The sequence below is a fragment of the Halomonas citrativorans genome (assembly GCF_014898005.1).
Lineage (GTDB): Bacteria > Pseudomonadota > Gammaproteobacteria > Pseudomonadales > Halomonadaceae > Vreelandella > Vreelandella citrativorans.
This window is the reverse complement of sequence record NZ_JABUYX010000005.1, coordinates 1-21,467: the sequence shown is the minus strand read 5'-3', so window position 1 is coordinate 21,467 and position 21,467 is coordinate 1. Positions and strand designations below refer to the sequence as shown.

At 55.9% G+C, this 21,467-nt stretch carries 15 protein-coding genes; 10 read left to right on the top strand and 5 right to left on the bottom strand.

Going from position 1 to position 21,467, the window contains the following annotated elements; genetic code table 11:
• Positions 1–2 precede the first annotated feature (2 nt).
• Entirely contained in the window at positions 3–743 is a 741-nt protein-coding gene (gene aat, locus INT20_RS07750; RefSeq protein ID WP_193056734.1) for a leucyl/phenylalanyl-tRNA--protein transferase, read from the bottom strand.
• Positions 744–861: 118 nt separating this feature from the next.
• Between aat and INT20_RS07745 the strand changes: the two genes are divergently transcribed.
• Together INT20_RS07745 and lolA are read left to right on the top strand one after the other, a co-directional pair.
• Complete coding sequence (locus INT20_RS07745; RefSeq protein WP_193056733.1) at positions 862–4,059, top strand: DNA translocase FtsK; 3,198 nt, start codon at positions 862–864, stop codon at positions 4,057–4,059.
• A gap of 224 nt (positions 4,060–4,283) precedes the next feature.
• A complete protein-coding gene (gene lolA, locus INT20_RS07740) occupies positions 4,284–4,937 on the top strand; it encodes an outer membrane lipoprotein chaperone LolA (protein WP_087106192.1) in 654 nt (217 codons plus the stop codon).
• A 35-nt stretch (positions 4,938–4,972) separates the two neighbouring features.
• On the opposite strand, the gene INT20_RS07735 is transcribed toward lolA, so the two are convergent.
• Positions 4,973–6,307 (bottom strand): replication-associated recombination protein A, encoded by a 1,335-nt coding sequence (locus INT20_RS07735; protein ID WP_193056732.1) that lies wholly within the window; start codon positions 6,305–6,307, stop codon positions 4,973–4,975.
• Between the two features lie 304 nt (positions 6,308–6,611).
• On the opposite strand from INT20_RS07735, the gene INT20_RS07730 reads away from it, so the two are divergent.
• The 5 genes from INT20_RS07730 to INT20_RS07710 all read left to right on the top strand — a co-directional run bounded on the left by INT20_RS07730 (position 6,612) and on the right by INT20_RS07710 (position 15,422).
• Positions 6,612–7,157 carry a hemerythrin domain-containing protein gene (locus tag INT20_RS07730; protein ID WP_192527793.1) on the top strand — a complete coding sequence of 182 codons (546 nt, stop codon included), beginning with the start codon at positions 6,612–6,614 and terminating at the stop codon, positions 7,155–7,157.
• Positions 7,158–7,270: 113 nt separating this feature from the next.
• Entirely contained in the window at positions 7,271–8,059 is a 789-nt protein-coding gene (gene murI, locus INT20_RS07725) for a glutamate racemase (protein WP_192527792.1), read from the top strand.
• An 80-nt stretch (positions 8,060–8,139) separates the two neighbouring features.
• Complete coding sequence (trmA, locus tag INT20_RS07720; protein ID WP_193056731.1) at positions 8,140–9,255, top strand: tRNA (uridine(54)-C5)-methyltransferase TrmA; 1,116 nt, start codon at positions 8,140–8,142, stop codon at positions 9,253–9,255.
• Positions 9,256–9,408: 153 nt separating this feature from the next.
• The gene (locus tag INT20_RS07715) at positions 9,409–14,232 is read left to right on the top strand and encodes an NAD-glutamate dehydrogenase (RefSeq protein WP_193056730.1); all 4,824 of its coding nucleotides are present in this window, start codon (positions 9,409–9,411) and stop codon (positions 14,230–14,232) included.
• A 176-nt stretch (positions 14,233–14,408) separates the two neighbouring features.
• Complete coding sequence (locus INT20_RS07710; protein WP_193056729.1) at positions 14,409–15,422, top strand: quinone-dependent dihydroorotate dehydrogenase; 1,014 nt, start codon at positions 14,409–14,411, stop codon at positions 15,420–15,422.
• Positions 15,423–15,503: 81 nt separating this feature from the next.
• Here INT20_RS07710 and rmf read toward each other — a convergent pair whose 3' ends face one another.
• Entirely contained in the window at positions 15,504–15,713 is a 210-nt protein-coding gene (gene rmf, locus INT20_RS07705; RefSeq protein ID WP_087106179.1) for a ribosome modulation factor, read from the bottom strand.
• 325 nt (positions 15,714–16,038) lie between these two features.
• Here rmf and rlmKL point away from each other — a divergent pair, with 325 nt between their 5' ends.
• Entirely contained in the window at positions 16,039–18,261 is a 2,223-nt protein-coding gene (rlmKL, locus tag INT20_RS07700; RefSeq protein WP_193056798.1) for a bifunctional 23S rRNA (guanine(2069)-N(7))-methyltransferase RlmK/23S rRNA (guanine(2445)-N(2))-methyltransferase RlmL, read from the top strand.
• Between the two features lie 19 nt (positions 18,262–18,280).
• Positions 18,281–18,616, top strand: a complete 336-nt coding sequence (locus tag INT20_RS07695) for a glutaredoxin family protein (RefSeq protein WP_193056728.1) — start codon at positions 18,281–18,283, stop codon at positions 18,614–18,616.
• 17 nt (positions 18,617–18,633) lie between these two features.
• Here INT20_RS07695 and INT20_RS07690 read toward each other — a convergent pair whose 3' ends face one another.
• On the bottom strand, positions 18,634–18,915 hold the full coding sequence (locus tag INT20_RS07690) for a hypothetical protein (protein WP_018916661.1): 282 nt from the start codon (positions 18,913–18,915) through the stop codon (positions 18,634–18,636).
• 187 nt (positions 18,916–19,102) lie between these two features.
• Between INT20_RS07690 and pdxB the strand changes: the two genes are divergently transcribed.
• Positions 19,103–20,251, top strand: a complete 1,149-nt coding sequence (pdxB, locus tag INT20_RS07685) for a 4-phosphoerythronate dehydrogenase PdxB (RefSeq protein ID WP_193054848.1) — start codon at positions 19,103–19,105, stop codon at positions 20,249–20,251.
• A gap of 62 nt (positions 20,252–20,313) precedes the next feature.
• Here pdxB and htpX read toward each other — a convergent pair whose 3' ends face one another.
• Entirely contained in the window at positions 20,314–21,219 is a 906-nt protein-coding gene (htpX, locus tag INT20_RS07680) for a protease HtpX (RefSeq protein WP_172117168.1), read from the bottom strand.
• Between the last annotated feature and the right edge of the window lie 248 nt (positions 21,220–21,467).

Sequence of the window (21,467 nt, the reverse complement as noted above, 5' to 3'; positions counted from 1 at the left end):
CATCACGGGGTGTTATAGCGCGATACCGCTTCTAGCCAGGGGGATGCAGGCACTGACAATGCCTCATGTGATGACACATTAAACGCCGCTTCGGGCAACCACTGTTCAAGATAGTTGATGAACGTCTCTCGGGCGACTGTTGTCGCACCCATGCTTGCAAGGTGCGGTGTGTGCATTTGGCAATCAATCAACTTGCCGCCATGTGCCTGCATAGCGCCCGCCAAGTGAGCAAGGGCCACTTTAGAGGCATCGGCGATGTTCGAAAACATCGATTCGCCGAAAAATACCGGTCCCATCGCTAAACCATAAAGGCCACCTACCAATTGGCCGGCGTGATGGACCTCGATACTGTGTGCAATCCCTAGACGGTGAAGCGCTACGTAGGCATTGTACATATCAACGGTGATCCAGGTGCCTGCGTCTTCATCGCGTGGCGCAGCACAGGCATTAATGACGTGTTCAAACTGTTGATTAACGGTGATGTTAAAGCCCCCATTGCGCAGTCGTTTTGCTAAGCTACGCCGCAGCTTGAACTGCTCAGGGCGTAGTACCATGCGCGGATCGGGGCTCCACCATAAAATGGGGTCGTCATCGCTGTACCATGGGAAAATACCGCGCCGGTACGCTTCCACCAGCCAGCGCGGAGAAAGCTCGCCACCTGCTGCCAGCAGCCCATTGGGCGAGTCCATGGCAATGCGGGTAGGCGGAAAGGTTGGGTATGGCGAAGAAAGCCAAGGTAGCATTACTTGCTCCTGTTACTGAGCACTTGATGAGAAGCTCTGTGACGGCGCAAGGATGCTCGGTATGATGCAAACTCGCAAGTGGATTAAAGACACCATTGAGGTGTAAAGGGAGAATCGCTTGAAAGTGAATAAGGCGGTAGACAAGCGAACGCAGCGTAATTCGCGTCAAGCACCATCTTCGGCCTCTTCTGCGCGGGTTAAAGCCGCGAAAGATAAAGCTCGCCGGTTCGGTCTGCGCTTGCAAGGCTCGGTGCGTGAAGGCGTAGTAGTGGTACTGCTGGCGCTGTGCGTTTTTTTATTATTAGCACTGTTTAGTTATCATCCGGAAGATCCTGGTTGGTCTTATCAGGGGCCTGAAACGGACGTTCGCAACTGGATGGGACCGGTCGGCGCTTGGCTTGCGGATGTCCTGTATTCGCTGTTGGGGGCTAGTGCTTTGTGGTGGCCGGGTATGTTTGGCTTTACCGCATGGTGGCTAATGCGCTCGCGCCAGGTGCGCTTTGAGTTCGACCCCGTGGCGGTTGCCGTACATGCTGGCGGTCTGGTGCTGTTGATGTTTGGCACGACCATGCTGGGTGCGCTGCACTTTTATCACCCTAACAGCATTTTACCCTATGCCTCCGGCGGTATTTTGGGGGAGGGGTTGGTCAATACCCTCAAACCACTGGTCGGCAGTGGTGGTGTGGGGCTAATTGCTGCGGCCTTGATACTGATTGGCTTCCCGCTGTTTAGCGGTACGTCCTGGCTGCGGGTGGCGGATGAAGTAGGTCGCCGCTTATGCCGTGTTGGTGGCTGGTTGAGTGCCCGCCGGGAAAAAAGTCGTGAGAAACGCCGCGAGCGGGCTGCGCTGCGCGCCTCTTTAAAGCCTGCGCCAAAAGCGGAAGAGCCTCCACGAGCACCTAAAGCCAAAACCAGCCGCGATACACATCGTGAACGTCGCGAGCCCGAGTTCTCGGCACCGTCTGCCGCGCAAGAAACGCCTGCGGCGACCACAAACGATACGTCGATTCCTTGGGCAGCGAGCGCTTTTTCAGCGGCAACGACGGCTGCCGAAACACAGACCAAGCCTGCGGTGGTAACGGCCACTGAGCCTGACGCTGTACCGCAGCCAGATGCAGCACCAGAACCCGCGCAAGCGCCAACGCCTGAGGCAGAGAGCCCCGCAGCAGCGCAGAGTGATGAGCCAGTATCGATCAACGCTGATCGCACTTCAGAGCTCAATTCAGAGCCACCCAAAGCGCGTCAACCTGAGGTCATCCCAGAGCCCACGCCTGACAGCGACGCTGCGCCAGCCGCTGAATCATCAACGTCTGAAGAGCCGATGTCGTTACGCGCTTCTCGTGAAGACGATGCTGCGGTGCCCGCTGTCTCGCACTTCTTCCGTCAAGAAGAGGACGCCGAGGAAGCGCAAGACGATGAGCAGGGCTTGAAAACGGAGGAGTGGCAGCACGATGGCTGGGATGAGCAAGAGCAGGCGGTTCAGGAAGACACGCCTCTGCGCCCTGAGCCCAGGCTAAGCGCGTTTGATCAGCCTGAGGCGGCGCCTCAAAGTGAGCCTTCACTTGCCGCTACGCCTTCATATACTGAGCCCCGCCGTGAGCGGGTGCCTGAAGTCGTTCCTGAGCCGGTATGGGAAGAGGATGAAGATGAGCCTTTGCTTAGCCCTACGTCTTTGCCCACCAACACTGCACGCCATGAGCCGACCTTCTCTGCGGATAACGTGGTCAATGAAGCCGACAGCGGGCCGACGCTCTGGACGGTTGAGCACCTGCAAAATCAGCGGCCTGCTTTTGAGACATTGCCAGAACCGGAAGGCGATGTGCCCAGCCTTCAACTACTAACGCCCGCTGAGCCGCATCAGCCGAACTACACAGACGAACAGCTGGCCGATATGGCAGAGCTGCTGGAAGTGCGGCTGCGTGAATATGGCGTAAAAGCAGAAGTAGTCGATACATGGCCTGGCCCCGTCATCACGCGATTTGAAATCAGGCCAGCGGCAGGGGTGAAAGCGTCCAAAATCAGCAATCTTTCCAAAGACCTGGCCCGCTCGCTAATGGTAAAAAGCGTGCGCGTGGTTGAGGTGATTCCTGGGCGGCCTACCGTTGGGATCGAGATTCCCAACCCGCATCGGGCAATGATTCGTCTGCGTGAAGTCATCGACTCCGAGCGCTACCAGCAGGAAACCTCACCGCTGACCATGGCGCTTGGCCAGGATATCGGTGGCGGGCCTGTGATTGCCAACCTCGGCAAGATGCCCCACCTGTTGGTGGCGGGCACCACCGGTTCAGGTAAATCGGTGGGCGTTAACGCAATGCTGATTTCGATGCTGCTGAAAGCCACGCCAGATGAGCTTAAGCTCATCATGGTGGACCCTAAGATGCTGGAGCTTTCGGTCTACGATGGTATCCCGCACCTGCTGGCGCCGGTCGTGACCGATATGAAAGAGGCCGCCAATAGCCTACGTTGGTGTGTCGCTGAAATGGAGCGCCGCTATAAGCTGATGGCGGCCATGGGTGTGCGTAATATTGCCGGCTTTAACGGCCGGTTGGATGAAGCCGAGCGCGCAGGTGCTCAGGTAGCCGACCCGCTTTGGGAGCCGCAACCCTGGGAAATGCACCAAACGCCCCCAGTGCTTGAGAAGCTGCCCTATATCGTGGTGGTCATCGATGAATTTGCCGACATGTTTATGATCGTCGGCAAAAAGGTGGAAGAGCTGATTGCCCGCCTGGCGCAAAAAGCGCGGGCAGCCGGTATTCACCTGATCCTGGCCACCCAGCGCCCCTCGGTGGACGTGGTAACGGGCTTGATCAAGGCGAATATTCCTTCGCGCATGGCATTTCAGGTCTCTTCACGGATCGATTCTCGTACGATTTTGGACCAGGGCGGCGCTGAAAGCCTGCTGGGTCATGGCGACATGCTGTATTTGCCTGCGGGCTCTGGTCCGCCTAATCGAGTGCATGGCGCGTTTGTTGATGATGACGAAGTGCACCGTGTGGTTGAGGATTGGAAGCGCCGCGGCACCCCTGAATACATTGAGGAAATTTTGTCGGGCGGCGTCTCGGCGGATGCGCTAACAGGGCTTGAGGCAGAAGGCAGTGATGGCGACGATGCTGAACAGGACGCACTGTATGATGAAGCGGTTCAGTTTGTGACCGAAACCAAAAAAGCCTCGATTTCTGCGGTACAGCGGCGCTTTAAGATTGGTTACAACCGAGCCGCGCGCCTGGTCGATGCCATGGAGGCGGCACAGATCGTTTCTGCCATGGGCAGCAACGGCGCCCGCGAAGTATTAGCGCCACCGCCGGTGGGGCATTAATGCCGCAATTAGTAATTCTGCATTTAGTAATCATGCAAGAAGCGTGAAAATCGCGCCGCGGATGAAACCCCGTGGCGCGTTTCGCGTCTGAAGAATCACATGGACGTTGTTGAAAGTCCTCAGCATTGGTTTATCAGTACTGGTTCATCTGTACTACTTTTATCAGCTTCAATCCGGCAGCGTAGGTCTATTCAACTCGACAACGTATGCCCAGGGAGAACACTATGCGCGACACGCAAACTCTGCTTTCTTCACCCTTGTCATTGGCCGCGGCCGCTCTTGGATTGACGTTTGCTACCCCCGCTGCATGGGCCAATGATGCCGCTGAGCGTTTAACCGAGCGCCTAGAGCCCCTGGAAAGCTATCAGGCGACCTTTGAGCAGCAGATTCTTGATGGTAGTGGCCAGCGTTTGCAAAGTGCGCGTGGCGAAATGTGGCTCTCCCGCCCAGGCATGTTGCGTTGGGAAGTCGAAGCGCCTTATACGCAGGTCGTCGTGTCCGATGGCAACGATGTGTATCTCTACGATCCGGACCTTGAGCAGGTAACGGTTCAGCCGATGGATGACCGCGTAACGCACACGCCTGCGCTTCTGCTCTCTGGCAGTATCAGTGACCTGACGGCAAGTTATGATGTGGTTTATGAACAGGAGAGCGGTGAAGATGTGTTCACGCTGATCCCAAGCTCGGCAGACACGCTGTTTGAAGAGTTGAGCATGGTGTTTGACAATGACACGCTCACTGAGCTTTGGATGATGGACAGTACTGGTCAAAAAACGCTTATTCGGTTTAGCGATATCACCCAGAACGGCTCTATTGACCGTGGCCTGTTTAACTTCGAAATTCCGGAAGGCACCGACGTTATTCGTGAAGAGCTCTAAAACGTCGGCGGTTTACCCGTGAATGATCAGGCGCCTTAGGGCGCCTGATCTGCTTCCTGGTCACGATTTTCCCGCCATGCCATTATCTCGCCGAAGCGCTTCTCCTGGCCAAACTGGCTAGGCTCAAAAAAGCGTGCTTTGGGCAAATCCTCTGGCCAGCAGTCGTGAGCGCTACCCGCAGGATAGCCATCAGGCTCGTTATGCGCGTAGCGGTAGCCTTCGCCATGGCCTAGCTGCTCCATAAGCCTGGTGGGCGCATTGCGTAAATAAGTGGGTACCTCTATTTGAGGCTGCTGACGCGCGTACTGTTTTGCAGCGCTCCAGGCGCGGTCAATTCGGTTGCTTTTGGGTGCCACGGCCAAATGGATGGCTGCATGGGCAATGGCACGCTGGCCTTCGTAGTCCCCCAAACGAAGGTAGGCGTCCCAGGCCGCTATCACCAACGGAAGCGCACGTGGGTCGGCATTACCAACATCTTCTGACGCAATGGCGCTAAGCCTACGAACCACATCCAAAGGATCACCGCCGCCCTGAATAAAGCGCGCCATATAAAGTAACGCTGCGTCAGGGCGTGAAGAGCGTATGGATTTATGAATCGCTGAGAGCAGGTCGTAATAAGCGTCGCCCTGCTTATCAAATGCGCTTGCCTGATGGCCAATAACATCTGCCAATACCGACATGTGAAGCACCTCTTGGCCATTCTCTGGCTGGGTAAAGTCACAAGCGGTTTCTAAAAGTCCCAATGCGCGCCGGGCATCGCCCGCACTTGCGTGCGCCAGGGCAGCAAGCACATCGTCCTCCACAACAATCGCACGTTTGCCAAGGCCGCGCTGCTCGTCAGTCAGCGCTTGGCGCATGACGGCTATCAGCTCCTCTTGCGAGAGTGCCTTCAAAACGTAAACTCGAGCGCGAGATAGCAGGGCAGAGTTGACCTCGAAGGAGGGGTTCTCCGTGGTGGCGCCAATCAGGGTTAGCAGCCCCGACTCTACGTGAGGCAGCAAGGCATCCTGCTGGCTCTTGTTTAAGCGATGGATCTCATCCAGAAACAGAATCACCGGTGAGGCATGCTGCTGGGCGCGCTCAACCACGGCGCGTATCTCTTTAACGCCTGCCATCACCGCGCTTAAATGCTCCAGATGTGCGCTGGATGCGCGCGCGAGTAGCTCGGCCAGCGTTGTTTTGCCAACGCCTGGAGGCCCCCACAAAATCATTGAGCGTACCAGGCCTGCTTCGGCCATGCGACGAAGCGGCTTGTCGTGACCCACCAACGCTTGCTGGCCGACGTAGTCATCAAGCGTCTGCGGGCGCATCCGATACGCCAACGGCGCGTCATCGCTGGGTGTTGCACGCTGAGAGTCGAAAAGATCCATGTAAACTTCCGTTGTAAATCGAGACGTTGAGTAATGAGGTAATCATAAGAACGTATGGCAAATGGCGTATTGCCCGACTACCTTTTGCATAGCTTCCATAAAAACTGATACAAACGATATGCTTGTCAGGGTGGCGCCTTAAGCGCATGGTGACATCTAACCATAATACGTAGCGGTACCTACATGACGATAGCGCTTAGCCATCGCCCATAGGCGTAGTGTAGTAATACCCGCTTATGATTGCGTGCCCAACGCCACTTCAGAGTTAAGGCGGGAGGCATGACACCACAAAGGAGACGGCACGATGTTAAACCAACTGCGTCTAGATCATGCCAACATGGCACGAATGCTTCATGTCTTGCAGCTTAAACAAAAGACCCTGGCTCAGGGTGAGCGGCCCAATTTCCAGCTGATGCGTGAAGTCGTGGATTACATTTTGTCTTACATGGAAGGTTTCGCGGCACCGTTAGAGCGTATATGCGTTGATCGTTTGGAAACCCAAGCGCCCGAGCACCTGGAATTAATGGAGAAAATGACCAGCGATTATCTTGAGCTTAAGCCGCGCCTTCAACGTTTGTCCGACAACATCGATACGATTCTGATGGACAACATCCTGCCGATGGATCGTTTTGCCGAGGATTTAAAAGCTTACCTTGAGGCGCATAGGGCGTATCTACGCCAGGAGCGAGAAGGTCTTTTCCCTCTTATTGATCAATATTTTAGTGAGGAAGATATGCAAGAGCTGCTGCACGCGCTACCAGAAGGCGCTGAGCAGGAGCTTGAGCGCCTGCAACAGGCTTACCCAGAGCTTTACGCTGAACTACGCGGCGCGGACATACCCGCGATCTAATCAGCAGAGCGTTCCTTTGGCTGCCAGCGGGGCGTGTTAAACTAGCGCCCCGTGAATGAGCGGCTGATGGAGAAGCAGGTGTACTTATCAAAGCAAACGGCAAAGGGGCAGTAATGGCGGGCCCCGTGCTGATTTTTGACTCAGGCGTGGGCGGGCTTTCGGTCGCCCGGTCACTGCGTCAGTATTATCCTGATACGGCGATGTGCTACGCCTGCGATAACGCGTGGATGCCTTATGGGCTACGTGATGACGTAACGCTTTCAGCGCGTATCGTGTCGGTTTGCCAGGCCGCCGTTCAGGCCTGCCAGCCAAGCGTGCTGGTCGTTGCCTGCAATACGGCCAGCACACTCGCGCTGGATGGTTTGCGCAACGCCCTGACGATCCCTGTGGTCGGCACGGTACCCGCCATTAAACCCGCCGCCGCCATTAGCCAAACACGCCATATTGGCCTACTGGCTACTCGCGCTACTGTGGGTAGGCCCTACACGCAAAAGTTGATTGAAAACTTTGCCAGCGACTGCCTCATCACCCGGGTAGCCGCCGATGCGCTGGTGCTGGAAGCCGAGGCGCTACTTGGCGGCGGCCAGCCAGACCGCCAACGGCTTCAGCAAGCCCTGGCGCCGCTTTGGCAAACGTCGAGCACTCAGCCACCAGTGGATACCGTTGTGCTGGGCTGTACGCATTTCCCCCTGTTAAAGCCCTGGCTTGAAGCACTCGCCCCCACACCCGTGAATTGGATTGACTCCGGTGATGCGATCGCTCGGCGCGTCGGCCAGATCGCGCCGCCGTTAAAAAAAGGGCAAGATGGCCGATTTTTTACCACGGCTTCTGCCGATGCGCTAAGCCCAGGCTTTGCGCAGTTTGGATTTTCTGTTCCTGGCCGGTTGGCGTTAAGCGCTTAGGGCGCGTATTTTCAGCCTGAGCCGACACGACTGTTATTAGCATTGATATTAATACCGTTTATGAAAAAAGAGGCGCCGACTTGGCTATCCCCGTGATACAACCCGAACGTTATGACGAGCAGCTTGCCGAGAAGCGTGCTTACCTGGAAAGCACTTTTGCGGTGTTTAATCCGCCCGCACTTGAGGTCTTTGCCTCACCGCCCAGTCACTATCGCCAGCGCTGTGAGTTTCGTATCTGGCATGAAGGCGATGATCTTTACTACGCCATGTTTGAGGTCGACCCAGCCGACCCTAAAAACAAGCAGGTCGTGCGGCTTGATCAGTTTGACGTTGCAAGCGAGTCCATCAATGCGCTAATGCCGCGTCTACGCGAGGCGTTTCTGGCCAGTGACGAACTGCGTCGGCGTCTATTTCAGGTGGAGTTTCTCACCACGCTGTCAGGCGAGGCGCTGGTAACGCTGATTTACCACCGCCCGCTAGGTGACGCTTGGGAGCAAGAAGCACGCGCCTTGGAAGCTGAGCTTGGCATTATTATCATTGGGCGCTCACGCAAGCAGCGCCTGGTGCTTACCCGTGACCACGTGTGGGAGCGTTTAACGGTTGATGGGCGCCCGCTTGACTATCAGCAGGTCGAAAACAGCTTTACCCAGCCCAATGCGCATATCTGCCAAACGATGCTGAGCTGGGCGCGGGAAGTGACTGCCGGACGTCAGGATGAAGACCTGGTCGAGCTTTACTGTGGCAACGGTAACTTCACTATTGCCTTGGCTGATAATTTTCGGCGCGTACTGGCCACTGAAATTTCGCGCACGTCGGTCGCCAGCGCTAACGTCAACCTTGAAGCCAACAAAGTCACCAATGTCCATGTAGCCCGTATGTCAGCCGAAGAGTTTGCGCTGGCGCTTAAAGGCGAAAAAGGCGGGCGGCGCGTGGCTGAAATGGCATTGGACGAATATCGCTTCTCCACGGTGTTGGTTGACCCGCCCCGCGCTGGGTTGGATGCGCAGAGCTGTCAGCAAATCAGTGAATACGATCAGATCGTCTATATTTCATGCAACCCGGCAACACTTGCCGAGAATCTGGCGCTGCTCACCAAAACGCACCAGATAGAACGCTTTGCCCTATTTGACCAGTTTCCATTCACCGACCATTGTGAATGTGGCGTATGGCTCACGCGGCGCAAGAATGGTCAATAGGGCGCATAATGCGAAAGAGGTATACACCATGAAGAACATGTCAGATGGATAGAGTGATGATCCTGGGTGGCGTAAGCTAGTCGTTATATTGGCCTAAAGGCCTATCGTTCCACGTTTTTTGGCCAAGTGTGGCCCCGGCAGTCGAGGTGATGGATGCAATACGTTGCGAGTGAAGAGAGTCGGCAAGACCTTTTGAAGCAGCTATTTGAGCGCTTGGAAGCGCGGCTGGAACCGGAGCGAGCAACGGCGATAGAGACGTTTGCACGACGTTTTTACGCGAGCGTGCCGTTAGAGGATCTTGTTGATCGCCGTTTGGACGATCTTTACGGCGCCACATTATCCATTTGGCAGTTTCTACAGCACCACGATGCGAAGCGCCCTAAAGTGCGCGTTTTCAACCCTGACTTTGAAGAGCATGGTTGGCAGTCGACGCATACCTTTGTGGCGGTACTGCATGAAGACATGCCTTTTTTGGTCGACTCGATACGCATTGAACTGAATCGCCAAGGGCTTACCGTCCATGCGATCCAAAATTCCGTATTTGCTGTGGCCCGCAATGAGCAGAATCAACTGCAAACGCTGACCTCACCTCGTGATGCCAACGCCCCAGAGGCGCGTGAGTCGCTCATCGTTATCGAGGTTGATCGTCATACGGATCCTGACGCGCTGTCGAATATCGAGAAAAAGCTCTATCAAGTACTGCGTGATGTACGTACCGCGGTTGATGACTACGACGCGATTACCCGTCAGATCACCGCTGCGATCCAGGAGCTTGAAAAGAACTGCCCCCCGCAAATTGATCCGGACGATCATGAAGAGGCCATCGCCTTTTTAGAATGGTTGGTTAAAGATAACTTCACTTTCCTGGGATATGACGAATACCTGTTGGAAGGCGATGAGCTGCAGCGCGACCCGAATAGCGTGCTTGGGGTCTTCCGCCTGGACGATCCACGCTACGATGAGCGCATTCGTGCCGAAGAGGGCATTGACGAGTACGGCAACTATGAACTGGTGCCCCAATTACTCTCGTTTGCCAAAAGCGCCCACCACTCGCGGGTACACCGCCCGACCTACCCAGACTACATTACCGTCGACCGCTACGACGACGACGGCAATGTGATCGGCGAGCGTCGTTTCTTTGGTTTGTTCACCTCGACGGTGTACAACGAGTCGCCGCGCAATATTCCGCTACTGCGCCGTAAACTAAAAGCTGTCTCGGATATCGCCGGGTTTAACCCCCAAGGGCATAACGGTAAGCAGCTTCTACAGGTGCTTGAAGTTTATCCCCGCGATGACCTGTTCCAGATCAGTACGGATTCACTAGCGCATACGGCGCTGGGCATTCTTGATATTCGGGAACGCCGTCAGGTACGCCTGTTTATCCGTGCCGATGTTAGTGGCAAGTTCTACTCGTGCCTGGTGTTTGTGCCTCGCGATGTGTTTTCAACCGATTTGCGTCAACGCATTCAAAACCTGTTGTGTGACGAGCTTGACGCGCACTTTGGCGATTTTAATACCTACTTGTCAGAGTCGGTTCTGGCGCGTATTCAACTGATTCTACGCTTTAACGGCGATGCACCCAGCCAGTACGACCTTAAACGCCTGGAAAGCAAGGTCGCCCGCCTGGCACGCAGCTGGCGCGACGAGCTGATGGCCGCGATGATTGAGGGTTTTGGAGAAGAGCGCGCCAATCATCAGATGGAGCAGTTCCAAAGCGCCTTCTCGGCAAGCTATCGCGAAGACTTCAATGCGCGCACCGCAGTATTCGATATACAGCACTTGCTGGCACTGGATAACGGTGAGGCGCTGTCGCTGTCGCTTTATCGGCCGCTGGAAGAGCAGGGCAGTGGCGTAAACCTGAAGCTTTTCCATCGTGGTTCGCCGATCCCGCTGTCTGATGTGTTGCCCATGATGGAGAACCTGGGGCTTCGGGTTATTAGTGAGCGCCCCTACGACATTAGTGCGCCGCAGCAGCATTACTGGATTCACGACTTTGAGCTTGAGCACGGTAATAAAGATGTCAGCCTGGGTGAAATGCGCGAAACCTTCAGTGAAGCGTTTAAACGTATTTGGACGGGCGAAGCGGATAACGATGCCTTTAACCGGCTGATTATTGCGGCAGGGCTGGACTGGCGCGAAGTCGCCATGCTGCGTGGATACGCACGTTATCTCAAGCAAATCCGCTTTGGCATGTCTCAAAACTACATTGCCGCGACCTTGGCCAACTACCCGGCCATTACTCAGTTACTGGTGGAAATGTTCCGTCTGCGCTTTGATCCTGCGCTGGACTCACACGATACCGACGAGTGCATCACACGGCTTAATGAGCAGTTGGAAGCCGTTGCCAGCCTAAACGACGACCAATTGTTACGTCGTTTTATGGAGCTTATTCAAGCAACACTGCGCACCAACTACTACCAGCGTGCTGAAGACGGCCGCTTTAAAGACTACATCGCCTTTAAGCTTGAGCCTTCCAAAGTCACCGGAATGCCCAAGCCACGGCCGATGTTCGAGATTTTTGTCTGCTCGCCACGCGTGGAAGGTGTCCACCTGCGCGGTGGCAAAGTAGCCCGCGGTGGTTTGCGCTGGTCTGACCGCCATGAAGATTTCCGTACCGAAGTGCTGGGGCTGGTAAAAGCGCAGCAAGTCAAAAACGCGGTGATCGTGCCGGTAGGCGCCAAGGGTGGTTTTGTATGTAAGCGCATGCCTGAAAATGCTGACCGCGAAACGAAGCAGAACGAAGGCATTGCTTGCTATAAAACCTTTATCCGTGCGCTGTTAGATGTGACCGATAATCTGGATGGCAGCGACGTTGTTCCGCCTAAAAACGTGGTGCGCCACGACGAAGACGATGTCTACATGGTGGTTGCCGCCGATAAAGGAACGGCAACATTCTCGGATATCGCCAACGAAATCTCTATCGAGTATGGCCACTGGCTAGGGGATGCGTTTGCCTCCGGCGGGGCGAACGGATATGACCATAAGAAAATGGGCATTACCGCGCGTGGTGCCTGGCAGTCGGTTAAACGTCACTTTAAAAACCTCGGCGTAGATACCCAGCGGGATCTGTTTAGCGTCGTTGGTATTGGTGATATGGCGGGCGACGTATTTGGTAACGGCATGCTGCTTTCCGACAAGATTCAGCTGGTGGGTGCGTTCAACCATCTGCATATCTTTGTCGACCCCAACCCTGAGGCTGATGCGGCCTTTGCCGAGCGTACAAGGCTATTTAACCTGCCGCGCTCCAGTTGGGAGGATTACAGTGCTGAGCTGATTTCGCAGGGCGGAGGTGTCTTTAACCGCAGCGCCAAGTCCATCGCGATTACCCCGGAAATGCAGCAGGTCTTTGGTATTCAGGAAGAGCACCTGTCGCCGAATGAGTTGATTCGCGCCATGCTCCAGTCAAAGGTCGACCTGGTTTGGAACGGCGGTATCGGCACCTACGTGAAAGGCTCGGATGAAACCGATGCCGATGTCGGCGATAAAGCTAACGATGCGCTGCGCATTAATGGCGAAGACCTTAACTGCCGCGTAGTGGGCGAAGGCGGCAACCTGGGGATGACTCAACGTGGCCGAATGGAAGCCGCGGCCAAAGGTGTGCGCGTTTACACTGACTTTATTGATAACGCAGGTGGCGTTAACTGCTCTGACCACGAGGTCAATATCAAAATATTGATCGATGATGCGGTGAAGCGCGGCGACATGACCGACAAGCAGCGCAACGACCTGCTGGCAGAAATGACCGATGAAGTTGCCGACCTGGTGATTCTTGATAACTACCGTCAGGCTCAGGCGCTGGACCTCTCCGAGATACTGTCATGCCAAGGCATCGGGCCGTACCGCCGCTTTATCAGCGAGCTGGAGTCTGCCGGGCAGATTGATCGTGAGCTTGAGTTCCTGCCCACCGATGAGACCTTAAAAGAGCGTGCCGCCAATCAGCAGGGCATGCGCTTGCCGGAGCTGTCGGTACTGATTTCCTACGCCAAGAGCACGCTAAAAGACGACCTGATCACCTCCGATGTGCCCGATGATACGTATATCCATCGCCATCTTGAGCGTCTGTTCCCGTCTGTGCTGACAGAGCGCTACCAGACCGAGATGTATGAACACCGCCTGAAGCGTGAAATTGTGGCAACGCAAGTCGCGAATGATCTGGTTGATCACATGGGGGTCGTGTTTGTCCGTCGGCTACGCGACTCTACTGGCGCCGGTCGGGCAGATATTGCACGTAACTATGTCATCGCTCGGGATAGCTTCAACCTGCTGTCACTTTGGGCACAGATTGAAGACCTGGATAACCAGATCCCCAGCGACGTGCAGCACTCCATGATGCTGGACCTGATGCGCCTGATCCGCCGCTCGACACGCTGGTTCCTGCGCCAGCACATGGGGCTTTCGACTCAGGATGCCATTGAGTACTTCGCGCCTCGGTTGGCGCAGTTGCAAGAAGAGATGGGCGAACTGTTAAGCGGCGAAGAGCTTGATGCCTGGCGCCAGCGTCGGGATGAGCTGCAGGACGCGGGCGTGCCGGAAGCGCTGGCATCTACCGTTGCCGCCGCGCCTAGCCTGTATGCCGGGTTGGGGATCATTCAGGCGGCACGGGTTACCAATGAGAAGCCCCAGCGCGTCGCCGAAGTGTTTTACGAAATTGGCAGCCGTTTGGAACTTCCCTGGATGAGCCAGCAGGTAACGCAGCTGGGAGTACGTGACGCATGGCAGGTGCAGGCCCGGGAAACGTTCCGGGATGATATCGACCGCCAGCAGTTGGCCTTAACCACCAGCGTACTGAAGTTGGAAGCCGGTAGCCGCGATACTCAGGAGCGTGTGGACCAGTGGCTTGAGCAGCATGCTGACCTGCACCGCCGCTGGTGCCGTTTGATTGATGAGGTGCGTAGCGGTAGTGAAGGTGGGTTTGCGCTGTTTGCCGTCGCCGTACGCGAACTGGTGGACCTTGCAGAAAGCGATAGCGAGGCATAACCGCCTAAGCGTGCGCTAGCACAACGCATACTTGCTGTAAGAAGTAACCGTGCCTGAGGTAACTCAGGCACGGTTTTTTTTTGTGCGTAGCTTCTGGTTAAGCGCGAGCGCGGTGCGCTAAAAGGGCAGGATGCGCTATACTCTGCGCCGCCCATTCTCCCGGAGAGACTCTGTCGATGTATTCACTCGCGCGTTCGCTGTTCTTTCGTATTGACCCCGAAACCTCACACGGGTTGGCGCTGGGGGCGTTAGACGCATTACAACGCGTGGGCGGTATTCGCCCTTGGGTGGGCAAGCCAATCGAGGATCCTGTTGAGCTGATGGGGTTGCGCTTTGCCAACCGCGTGGGGCTTGCTGCGGGGCTTGATAAAAATGCCGATCACCTGGATGCGCTCGGCGCGCTGGGCTTCGGCTTTGTTGAAGTGGGCACGGTGACGCCCAAGGCACAGCCGGGTAACGCCAAGCCGCGCTTGTTCCGTTTGGCGAGCCATGACGCCATCATTAACCGTTTTGGGTTTAATAACAAAGGGGTCGAACACTTAATTGAGCAGGTGAAAAAGCGCCGCTATCAAGGCGTGGTGGGCATTAATATTGGCAAAAATCTGACCACCTCGGTTGAAAATGCCCTGGAGGACTATGTAGCCTGCCTGAATGCCGTTCACCCGGTCGCTGATTATATTACTGTGAATATTTCTTCACCCAATACGCCGGGGCTGCGTACGCTGCAGTTTGGTGAGCAGCTGGATGCGCTATTAGGGCCAATTCGTGAGCGTAGCCGGTTGCTGGATGCTGAAGCAAACCGCAAGGTACCGCTACTGATTAAAATTGCCCCGGATATGAGCGAAGAGGAAGTCGCGCTCGTGGCCGGTAGTATTGCTCGCAATGAACTGGACGGCGTCATCGCGACCAACACGACCGTTTCCCGTGAAGCGGTCAAGAGTGACCCTCAGGCGGAAGAGGCGGGAGGGCTATCGGGAAAACCCGTTTTTGAACCCTCTAACGTGATTATTCGTCTGCTGCGTCAGCATCTGCCAACGCTACCGATTATTGGCGTTGGCGGGATTGATAGCGGTGAAACCGCAAAAGCCAAAATTGCGGCGGGTGCTGATTTGGTTCAGCTCTATTCAGGCCTAATTTACCAAGGCCCAGCGCTTGTGAACGAATGTGCCAGTGCGCTAAAAACGCAGTAATTCGCGTGGTTTTGAGGCTAAAAAGCCCGCTTTTAAGCGGGCTCCATGTTCCAAAATGTAGATTAAGGAAGTTATAACCGGTTAGGTCATGACCATGGGGTTTTTGTGGATACCGGAAACGCCGGTCATACCGTCCCATTGGTCTCCGCGACCTTCACGCCAACCGCTCATCCAGTACTCACGTAAATTAACATCTTGACTGGGACATTCATCACGGGAGCGGCCGATAACACCTGCTTTGTACCCGTGAACATAAGCCCGCTGGAAGCGGTCACGTTTTTGTCGTTTCATTGGCTAACCTCTTTTCATGAAAGCCTTTAATAAGAAATAGTGCACTATGCCTTAGTGGCGTCAGGCTCCTATTTCGAGAGCTAACCTCAAGAGCAGGCAGCCAGCATGGTACTTTTGTCTAGCACTCACGTGCTGAACCGACCAAGCGGCGCCCCAAACAAGCCATAGGTCATAAATGGCCTGGACAAGCAACGCATGCGTTTTTAGTAGCTACTCTCTTATTCTTAGATCAAGATGGGGGCACTTGTCGACCCCCAAATTGTCATAAGATGTAAATACATTTGCCATATATAGGAATATCGCGCGGTTACGCGCTGCCATGACTATGACCGAAACGAGTCAAAACGCCCCCTTGAACCTGTTGGCGACCTGCCCGAAAGGCATTGAAGGCCTGCTGGCCGATGAGCTGGCAGCGCTAGGCGCGACGCCTGGAAAGACCACGGTGGCAGGCGTGTACTTCACCGCCAGCCAAGCCATCGCCTACCGTGTATGTTTGTGGTCTCGGCTTGCCAACCGGGTCATTCTGCAGCTCGTTCGCGAGCCGATGATTGAAACGCCCGAGCAGTTACGCGATGTCGTTGCCCACATTGCCTGGACCCAGCATTTGGCTGTGGGCAAAACCCTGGCCGTAGATTTTCATGGCCGCAGCGACCACATTCGTCATACCCGCTTTGGCGCGCAAACGGTGAAAGACGGCGTGGTAGATTCGTTGCAGCTTGCCGGGCAAGAGCGGCCATCGATTGATACTAAAACGCCCGACTTGCGCCTGTACGCACATTTGCACCGGGCGAATCTCACGATTGGTATCGACCTTTCGGGTGAGAGTCTTCATCGCCGCGGCTATCGTCGCGATGTAGGCCATGCACCGCTGAAAGAGAACCTGGCGGCCGCGCTGCTCATACGCGCGGGCTGGCCCGAGCGAGCCAAGGCTGGCGAGCCGTTGATCGACCCACTGTGTGGCGCGGGCACGCTGCTGATTGAAGCGGCGCTAATGGCCGCCGACCAGGCGCCTAACCTAGACCGCGAACGCTTTGGCTTCAAGGGCTGGGCTGGGCACGATGAAGCGCTCTGGCTTGAGCAAAAGCGCGAGGCCGAAGCGCGTGCGTCTATTGGCCGTAAGCGGTGTAAAACGCAGCTGCTGGGCTTTGACCAAAGCCCAGCCGCGCTTTCTGCGGCGAAAACCAACGCGATGCGTGCAGGCATTCCAGCGCTGATTACCCTGCACGGGCAAAGTCTTGCCCAGCTAACCCGGCCCGAGACGCTCACGGCAACAAGCGGGCTGTTGATCACCAACCCGCCGTACGGCGAGCGGTTGGGGGAACTTCCCGAACTGGTGCGCCTTTACGCCCAGTTGGGCGAAAAAGCCAAGGCACTGTTTCCAGGTTGGACGCTGGCAATGTTTACCGGCAACCCCGACCTGGGCCACCGTTTGGGGCTGCGCGCGCACAAGCAGTATGCGTTAAAAAATGGTGCGCTGGATGCCAAGCTGCTGCTGATGGATATCGGCACGTCAACGGCCAATAATGATGCCCAGGCAGAAGGGCAGTCTGCCGATCAAGCGCCTGCTGCTACGCAAGCTTCTCCACAGCAAGCGTCGCGTGCGGTGTCCGAAAACGCCCAGATGTTTGCCAATCGTCTGGTTAAAAACCAGAAGCGCCTCAAAAAATGGTTAAAGCAGAGCGGTGAAACCTGCTACCGGCTCTATGATGCCGACATGCCTGAGTTTGCGCTGGCGATTGACCGCTATGGTGACCGTGTACACGTTCAAGAGTACGCCGCACCGAGCTCGATCAACCCGGCTCAGGCACAAAAACGCCTGTTTGACGCCTTGGAAGTGTTGCCTGATGCGTTGGGCGTTGACTCCAGCAAGGTGTATATCAAGCGTCGTGAGCGGCAAACCGGCACCGCCCAGTACCAGAAGCGTGATGCCAGTGGCGAGCGTTTTGACGTGCGCGAAGGCGATGCGCGGTTGTGGGTTAACCTGCGTGACTACCTGGATACCGGGCTGTTCCTGGACCACAGGCCAGTGCGCCGCATGTTGGGTGAAATGGCCAGCGGCAAGCGCTTCTTAAACCTGTTTTGCTATACCGCCACGGCCACGGTGCAAGCCGCGCTGGGCGGCGCCAGCGACAGCGTTAGCGTGGATATGTCCAATACCTACCTTGAGTGGGCAAAAGACAACTTTACGCTGAACGAACTCGACCTGCGCCTGCATCGCGTGGTGCGTGATGACTGTTTCCGCTGGCTGGAAACCGCTAACGCCGAGTTTGACCTGATCTTTATGGATCCGCCGACGTTCTCCAACTCGAAAAAAATGCGCGATACGCTCGACGTACAGCGCGACCACCCACGGTTGGTCGAACTTGCCATGGCGCGCCTCGCGCCTGGCGGAACGCTGGTATTCTCGAATAATCAGCGTCGCTTCAAGCTTGATGATGCACTTAGCGAGCGTTATGCGGTGGAGGAGATTACCTCGCGTACCTTCGACCCTGACTTTCAGCGGCGCACCAATATGCATCACGTGTTCCTGCTGCGTCACCGCAGCTAGGGCGTAAGGGCTTGCAGCGGTGATCTCGCTTACGCTCTACACCACGCTGGGTTGCCATCTGTGCGCCCAGTTGGAAGGCCTGCTGGCAGCGCTTGCCAATCAACCGGTGGCGCTGCAACGCATTGAAATCAGTGATTGTCCGGAGTTACTAGCGCGCTATGGCGAGCTTATTCCGGTTGTGGCGGATAGCCAAGGGCATGAACTAATACGCGGTTTTGAGGTAGAGCGCTTAAGCGCTTGGTTGCATCAGCGCGGCTGGTTAAGTGAGCACGCGCTAACACGCCTGATGCAACCTGATGAAGCGCCGCCAAAAGGGCGTTATGTTCGCAACGGGCGGCGTTTTCTGGGTGAGTGATGACTTACTGGGGGCGCTTAAAGCAGATCAAGCAGCGAAAGCTGGCGCATCGCTTCCTGGCCTTCTGGAGTATGGTCATCAACGTCCAGTACTTTATGAAACCCGCGTGACTTTTGAATGGTCGTCTCATCTTCCAGCCACATCTGAGCCTGCTCAAGCGTGTCGGCCAGTTGATGTTTTAAGCCGCCAAACTGCGTGCCGATTTGCCCCCAGGCGCGACTAAAAATCCAGTCGCCAAACATATCCTGGTGAATATGAACCAGCACATAGTCGTGGTCGGTTTCCCACCTTACGATCACAAGCTTACTCCCACGGTTGTTCTTGACACTGGCTTACCCATTAGGCACTCCTTGTCCTGAATACTCTTTTCCAATTTGATGCGGCGGACGGTATTGTAAAGCGCGTTATCGCAAACGCCTATCTTTGCTTATGAAGCGTTTTTCTGTGGAGAGGCTTGCCTGTCCTGCGGACTAAAAGGATCACGTTGTGAAGCTGACTGTAGATGCCAACATACCCGCCGCCGAACGCTGCTTTGGTGATTTTGGCTCAATCACCCATCTGCCAGGGCGTGAAATAAGCGCGGCGCACGTCAAGGACGCGGATGCGCTGATTGTGCGCTCCATCACCCAGGTCACTGCCGCGCTATTGGCAGACAGCGCTGTACGCTTTGTCGGTACTTGTACGATTGGCACCGACCATATTGATCACGCCGCCCTGGCCGAGCGCGGTATTACCTTTGCAAGCGCGCCTGGTTGCAACGCTGAAGCGGTGGTGGACTATGTGCTCAGCAGCTTGCTAACGCTGGCTGAGCGCGATGGCTGGTCGCTGCTCTCAAAAACGGTTGGCATTGTGGGCGTCGGCAATGTAGGCAGCCGCTTGCTTGCCCGCCTTAATGCGCTGGGCGTCAACACACTTGCCTGTGACCCACCCAGAGCAGAGCAGGAGGGCGAGCAGGGCTTTGAGCCGCTGGATACGCTGATCGATCGTTGCGATATTCTCTGCCTGCACACGCCGCTGGTGTCAGAGGGGCCGCACGCCACCTATCAGCTGCTGAATGCTCAGCGCGTCAATGAATTAGCGCCTGGCACGGTATTGCTAAACGCCGGGCGGGGCGACTGTGTTGATGGGTTAGCGCTGCGTGGTCGGTTAGCGGGGAAAGGCGATATTACCGCCGTGCTGGACGTGTGGGAGAGCGAGCCGGACATTGACGCAGGGCTGCGCGACCTGGTGGCACTTGCCACGCCGCATATTGCCGGGCATAGCCTGGACGGCAAGCTGCGCGGTACCTGGATGATTCAGCAGGCGTTAGCCAGCCATCTTGGTGCTCCCCGCCATGATGCGTTTGTCGATATCTGCCCGCTGCCAGCATTGGCGTCATTGCATTTGCAGGATGCACTGCCGGTCGAGGATGCACTGCGTGTGTGCATGCGTGCGGTGTATGACGTACGCCGAGACCACGATAGCCTGCAGCGCCAAGCGCTTTTGCAGGGTATCAAGCAGGGCTTTGATGCCTGCCGAGCCAATTATCCACTGCGCCGTGAATTTGCCACGCTGAACGTGCAGTTATCAGGCAGTGCGGTTGATCTTGAAGCGCCGTTGAGTGCCGCGGGATTTCACGTCTCACGGTTATTCTAACGCGTAAAAAGAACAGGCCCGCTAAGCGGGCCTGTTGCGACTAAATACGTTGCGGATGTTGTTTATTGACGGTAAGCGGCTTCTTTTAGTGCACGAATACGGTCATCCAGCGGCGGGTGGCTGGCAAAAAGTTGTTCTACCAGCGAGCGTGTTTGGCCTTTGGTAATCGCCATGGCGCGTAGGGTGTCGGGCATTTGGTCCGGCATTTCTGTTTCCGCTTTCAAGCGGGCCAGGGCATTCACCATGGAGCCTGTCCCTGCTAACCGAGCACCGGCCTCATCGGCACGGTATTCACGATAGCGAGAGAACCAGGCAACGATAGCCGACGCCACAATCCCGAACACAATTTCTGCGACAATCACGACCGCGAAGTAACCCATAAAGCCCAGGCCACCTTCGCCGCCGCTGCGGCTTTTAAGAAAGCCATCCACCAACTGCGCCACCACACGGGCAAAGAACATCACAAAGGTGTTCACTACGCCCTGAATCAGCGCCAGCGTGACCATGTCGCCATTGGCGACGTGGCCAATTTCGTGGGCAAGCACTGCGCGCACTTCGTCGGGGCGCATCCGGTTTAACAGCCCGGCGGAAACCGCCACCAAAGCGTCATCTTTATTCCAGCCGGTGGCAAACGCGTTTGACTGCTGGGCGGGGAAGATGCCCACCTCCGGCGTCTTAATGCCGGCCTCACGGGCAAGCTCAGCCACGGTATCGACAAGCCATTGCTCGGTGGCATTGGAAGGCGACTCAATAATTACCGTGCCGGTACTGCGTTTCGCCATCCACTTGGAAATAAACAGCGAGATCAGCGAGCCGACCATGCCGAAGATAAAGCAGAAAATCAGCAGGCTGGTAAAGTTGATTCCTTGGCTGCGTAAATAACCCTCAACGCCAAACAGGCGCAGTGTAATACTGGCGACAAGCAGTACCGCCAGGTTGGTGGCTAAAAACAGCACAATTCGCATCATGGTGCAGGTTCTCCCTAAGAGGACGGTAAAGCGTTACTAGCCCGGATTTCTCACAGGGTATAAAAGAAAGCGGCTGAAAGTGCTATGATTTCAAGAACCTAACCAATCCATCAAGCACCAACAGCCGCTTCCAAAATGGTACCTGAAAAGCTGACCTTCTCGCCACTCTCACGCCGCCAAATTGAAGCCGACTTCTCCGGGGGCCACATTACGTCGGACGCCGGATTACTCCTGCTTCGTGAAGTCGA

Bases quoted from the DNA above. Each gene is read 5' to 3' on its own strand.
- aat (WP_193056734.1), bottom strand. From the start codon at position 743: ATGCTACCTTGGCTTTCTTCGCCATACCCAACCTTTCCGCCTACCCGC.
- lolA (WP_087106192.1), top strand. From the start codon at position 4,284: ATGCGCGACACGCAAACTCTGCTTTCTTCACCCTTGTCATTGGCCGCG.
- INT20_RS07735 (WP_193056732.1), bottom strand. From the start codon at position 6,307: ATGGATCTTTTCGACTCTCAGCGTGCAACACCCAGCGATGACGCGCCG.
- INT20_RS07730 (WP_192527793.1), top strand. From the start codon at position 6,612: ATGTTAAACCAACTGCGTCTAGATCATGCCAACATGGCACGAATGCTT.
- murI (WP_192527792.1), top strand. From the start codon at position 7,271: ATGGCGGGCCCCGTGCTGATTTTTGACTCAGGCGTGGGCGGGCTTTCG.
- INT20_RS07715 (WP_193056730.1), top strand. From the start codon at position 9,409: ATGCAATACGTTGCGAGTGAAGAGAGTCGGCAAGACCTTTTGAAGCAG.
- INT20_RS07710 (WP_193056729.1), top strand. From the start codon at position 14,409: ATGTATTCACTCGCGCGTTCGCTGTTCTTTCGTATTGACCCCGAAACC.
- rmf (WP_087106179.1), bottom strand. From the start codon at position 15,713: ATGAAACGACAAAAACGTGACCGCTTCCAGCGGGCTTATGTTCACGGG.
- rlmKL (WP_193056798.1), top strand. From the start codon at position 16,039: ATGACCGAAACGAGTCAAAACGCCCCCTTGAACCTGTTGGCGACCTGC.
- htpX (WP_172117168.1), bottom strand. From the start codon at position 21,219: ATGATGCGAATTGTGCTGTTTTTAGCCACCAACCTGGCGGTACTGCTT.